Origin of the sequence: Shewanella sp. MF08487 (assembly GCF_050848685.1) — a bacterium.
GTDB lineage: Bacteria > Pseudomonadota > Gammaproteobacteria > Enterobacterales > Shewanellaceae > Shewanella > Shewanella glacialipiscicola.
Genome location: NZ_JBOZPB010000050.1, coordinates 1 through 4,059, shown reverse-complemented (window position 1 = coordinate 4,059; position 4,059 = coordinate 1). Strand labels below are relative to the sequence as shown.

4 protein-coding genes and 4 tRNA genes are annotated in these 4,059 nt (G+C 46.2%); 1 reads left to right on the top strand and 7 read right to left on the bottom strand.

What is annotated here, in order from left to right; translation table 11 throughout:
- The 5 genes from ACRN9H_RS19475 to ACRN9H_RS19455 form a co-directional block, all read right to left on the bottom strand.
- Nucleotides 1-163 (bottom strand): GTP-binding protein (locus tag ACRN9H_RS19475; protein ID WP_432306723.1); only part of this gene is annotated, 163 nt, incomplete at its 3' end.
- 117 nt (nucleotides 164-280) lie between these two features.
- Nucleotides 281-356 (bottom strand) — tRNA-Thr (locus tag ACRN9H_RS19470).
- A gap of 8 nt (nucleotides 357-364) precedes the next feature.
- Nucleotides 365-438, bottom strand: a tRNA-Gly gene (locus tag ACRN9H_RS19465).
- 37 nt (nucleotides 439-475) lie between these two features.
- Nucleotides 476-560: transfer RNA gene (locus ACRN9H_RS19460), tRNA-Tyr, on the bottom strand.
- A 9-nt stretch (nucleotides 561-569) separates the two neighbouring features.
- Nucleotides 570-645: transfer RNA gene (locus ACRN9H_RS19455), tRNA-Thr, on the bottom strand.
- Between the two features lie 234 nt (nucleotides 646-879).
- Here ACRN9H_RS19455 and coaA point away from each other — a divergent pair.
- Nucleotides 880-1,830: a type I pantothenate kinase gene (gene coaA / locus ACRN9H_RS19450; protein ID WP_432315852.1), complete on the top strand. Its 951-nt coding sequence runs from the start codon at nucleotides 880-882 to the stop codon at nucleotides 1,828-1,830.
- Nucleotides 1,831-1,840: 10 nt separating this feature from the next.
- Here the strand turns inward: coaA and birA are convergent, their stop codons facing one another.
- Nucleotides 1,841-2,803 (bottom strand): bifunctional biotin--[acetyl-CoA-carboxylase] ligase/biotin operon repressor BirA, encoded by a 963-nt coding sequence (birA, locus tag ACRN9H_RS19445; protein WP_432315850.1) that lies wholly within the window; start codon nucleotides 2,801-2,803, stop codon nucleotides 1,841-1,843.
- Entirely contained in the window at nucleotides 2,796-3,821 is a 1,026-nt protein-coding gene (gene murB / locus ACRN9H_RS19440) for a UDP-N-acetylmuramate dehydrogenase (RefSeq protein ID WP_432315848.1), read from the bottom strand. Before murB ends, birA begins: the two co-directional genes overlap by 8 nt.
- Nucleotides 3,822-4,059 lie beyond the last annotated feature (238 nt).

Here is a 4,059-nt window from a genome sequence, read left to right as displayed (position 1 = left end):
CTGGAGCGTTATCGATTTGAGCAAAGTTTTTCACTTCGCCACCATAAGTCTTAGCCAGTACTGCTGAAATAGCTGCAGTTAGAGTGGTTTTACCATGGTCAACGTGACCAATGGTGCCCACGTTTACATGGGGCTTAATACGTTCAAATTTAGCTTTAGCCATGGTAATGCCTCAGTCCAAGAATCTTGGTGATGAAAACTAACATATAGAAAAAATCCGATGCATTAAAATGACATCGAACCGTTTATGTTTAGGCGTAGGAGCTAACTTTAGAGAGGCTGGTGCTGATAGGCAGATTCGAACTGCCGACCTCACCCTTACCAAGGGTGTGCTCTACCAACTGAGCCATATCAGCAACTAATTTGGAGCGGACAGCGGGAATCGAACCCGCGTTATCAGCTTGGAAGGCTGGAGTAATACCATTATACGATGTCCGCGCAACCTAACTTAGGCTACCTAACTACCTAGAAAAAGTGGTGGAGGGAGAAGGATTCGAACCTTCGAAGGCTGAGCCGTCAGATTTACAGTCTGATCCCTTTGGCCACTCGGGAACCCCTCCACAGAAATATGGTGCCGGCACCAAGAGTCGAACTCGGGACCTACTGATTACAAGTCAGTTGCTCTACCAACTGAGCTATGCCGGCACATCATTTCGGAACGGGATATTAGGTAAATGTGCCGTCAAGTGCAAGTAAAAAAACACCTAATTATGTAAAAAAGTGCTTAAACGGTGTTTTTTTACACGCGACTCCTCTTCCTCGTGCAATTTAACAGCAAATACACCAAACGATAGCGGAAACACGATGGCTATCCTCTATTTTGTATTGTTCCGAATAATTCCATAGTGTACTGTGCCTTTCCTAAGCTGAGGAAAGCCAATGACGTCTAAAAATTCAATTCAAAAAGCACTCTATCTCGCCTTTGAGCGCCTGCAATGGTCTGATCTGCGAAACTCAGTGCCGCTTACGCTAAGTGAGCAAGATTTGGAAAACCTTAGAGGCATTAATGAAAAGATTTCCTTATCGGAAGTCACTGATATTTACCTTCCCCTTAGTCGGCTACTCAATTTGATCGTCAAAGCTAAGCAGCAACGTGGCTTAGTGGTTGATGAGTTCCTTGGGCAAAAGCCATCAAGAAGCCCTTACATCATTAGTATTGCCGGCAGTGTCGCTGTAGGCAAAAGTACCACAGCGCGTATCTTGCAAGCCTTGCTACGGCATTGGCCTGAGCACCCTAAGGTCGATCTAGTCACAACGGATGGCTTTTTGTATCCGCTGGCAGACTTGAAGCGTAAAGGGTTATTACAGCGCAAGGGATTTCCGGAAAGCTACGATATGAAAATGCTGGTTGAGTTTATCTCAGCAGTAAAATCTGGCCAACCCCATGTGAAAGCGCCTATCTATTCACACGTCACCTATGACCGTGTGAAAAATCAGCACCAAACCGTTTCTCAGCCCGACATCTTAATTTTGGAAGGCTTGAATGTACTGCAGACTGGACTCGACTCCCCCGTCGATACCCGTCGTCCTTTTGTCTCCGATTTTGTCGACTTTTCTATTTATGTCGATGCGGAAGAGCCGTTACTCAAACAATGGTACAAAGAACGCTTCTTGCAATTCCGCTCTGGCGCCTTCAGTGACAAGAAATCGTATTTTCATCACTATTCGACACTAACTGACGATGAAGCCAATACCATTGCCGCCAATATTTGGGACACGATTAACGGTCCCAACCTGCAATTGAATATTCAACCGACCCGTGAAAGGGCGCATTTGATCTTGCAAAAAGGCCAAGACCATTTGATGTCCCACGTACTGATGCGCAAATAGCTCTACATCGTTATTCTCGAGCCCTTAAGCTAATTTCACCGCCGATAAATGCTTGCACACCGTCGGCGGTTTCGAGCAATACCGCACCCTGCTCATCAACGCCGCGACAAATCCCTTCGACAGACGTATCCCCCATAATCAAACGTATTTCACGACCATAAAATAAGTCTGCCGCTTGCCAACGAGCCTTGAATGCAGCTAATCCTTCACGTTCAAATAGCTGGATATCGCGCTTCAGTTGCTTCTGTAATTCGATAACAAGCGCAGTCTTATCTGGCATATCAACCAAATTTGACAGGTCACTCCATGGCTGATCGATACCTTTGCCTTGCTCCTCTGACATCGCCATATTAACGCCAACACCAATGATCAGCTGACACTGACTATCCGCCTGTCCCGACATTTCAATCAAGATCCCGGCAAGCTTCTTGTTATCCAAATAGATATCATTCGGCCACTTAACCCCAATATTCTCGACCCCAAACGATTTAAGCACTTCAACTAGAGTGCACGCCACCACTAAACTTAGACCCATGGCTTGTGCCATTCCCTGCGGGAATGTCCAAAACAATGAGAAGTACAGGTGATGCCCATAGGGCGACACCCAAGTGCGACCTCGGCGACCGCGACCTGCAGATTGATACTCTGCCACGCACACATCGCCATTCTTTAGCTCAGTGGTATGACTCAGCATAAAGCCGTTGGTGCTTGCGATCTCATCAAAATAAAAACAACGGTTATCAATTGACTGCACTAAACGTGAAGCATCAATCAAAGAGATGGGATTGGCTAGCTTATAGCCGCGACCTTTAACGCTATAAATTGCTACGCCATAGGTTTCTAACGCATCAATGTGCTTATTTACAGCGGCGCGCGAAATCCCAAGTTCAGTGGCTAACTGCTCGCCTGAAACAAATTGACCGCTAGACAATAACGCTAATATCTGGCGCTTTCTTCCCCAATTATCAGACATACAAATCTCCTTCACCGTTAGCGCCCATGATTCTAGGTTCCGCTTCTAGCACAACACCAAATTTATCCTGTACTTGCGCAATAACGTGCAGCGCTAAGCGACAAATATCGCGCCCCGTTGCCCCGCCTCGATTCACTAATACCAAAGCTTGTTTGTCATGCACAGCCGCATTACCAAGCACAAAACCTTTCAGTCCCGCTTGCTCAATCAACCAACCTGCCGCCAATTTCACCGTCGCATCCGCTTGCGCGTAACCCACTATCGTCGGAAAACGCTGTGCTAAATCTAGATAACAGGCCGCGCTAACAATTGGATTTTTAAAGAAACTGCCTGCATTGCCGAGCACTGCTGGATCAGGGAGCTTTTCACTGCGCACTTGGCATACACGCTCAAAAATCTCACGGGCTGTAACGGTTGCTGGATCAAACGATTGCAATGGACCATAGACCAAACGCGGTTGCCAACGTTTAGCTAAGCGCAGTCCGACAGCAGTGACTACGGCAAGATTGCGCAATTTGTCTTTGAAAATAGACTCACGGTAAGCAAATTGACACTCAGCTGTACTTATACGCACAAACTCACCTGAGGGTAAATCAAGATACTCAACCCAATCACACACATCACAGAGTTCAACACCATAAGCGCCAATATTCTGGATAGGTGCTGCGCCAACCGTTCCAGGAATTAACGCCATATTCTCCAACCCAAACATGCCATGCTCGAGCGTAAACTGAATTAACTCGTGCCAATTCTCACCCGCCTCAACCTCGAGGTAAAACGCCTCTTCATCATCAGATACTTTTATTCCTTTTGATAAAACTCTGACAACGGTGCCATAAAAGTCCTGTGTAAAGACCAGATTGCTACCTCCCCCCAACACCAGCATAGGCGCTTGTTGTTGCCATAGTGGTAGACAAACCGCCTTGATAGTCTTTTTGGAGTGAACCTCAACAAGATCCGCGCAAGACTGTGCTAAACCAAAGGAATTTAATGACTTAAGACTATGAAGTAGAGACATATGTTTGATCAATGGCCATAAAAATACATTGTAACCGCTAAAAGTGATGATTGCAGCAAATGAGGAAACGCACAGATGAAGTCACACAAAAGGCTGCCCCCTTAATACACAAAATACACTATTTCTGCCAAATTGCAGACGCAAAAAAGCCAGCTTATTCAGCTGGCTTCGTTACATCTCATCGAGATAATTAGGCGCTTGGCGATGACCTACTCTCACATGGGGAGACCCCACACTA

Coding starts and splice junctions, on each gene's coding strand:
- coaA (WP_432315852.1), top strand. CDS start 880: ATGACGTCTAAAAATTCAATTCAAAAAGCACTCTATCTCGCCTTTGAG.
- birA (WP_432315850.1), bottom strand. CDS start 2,803: ATGTCTGATAATTGGGGAAGAAAGCGCCAGATATTAGCGTTATTGTCT.
- murB (WP_432315848.1), bottom strand. CDS start 3,821: ATGTCTCTACTTCATAGTCTTAAGTCATTAAATTCCTTTGGTTTAGCA.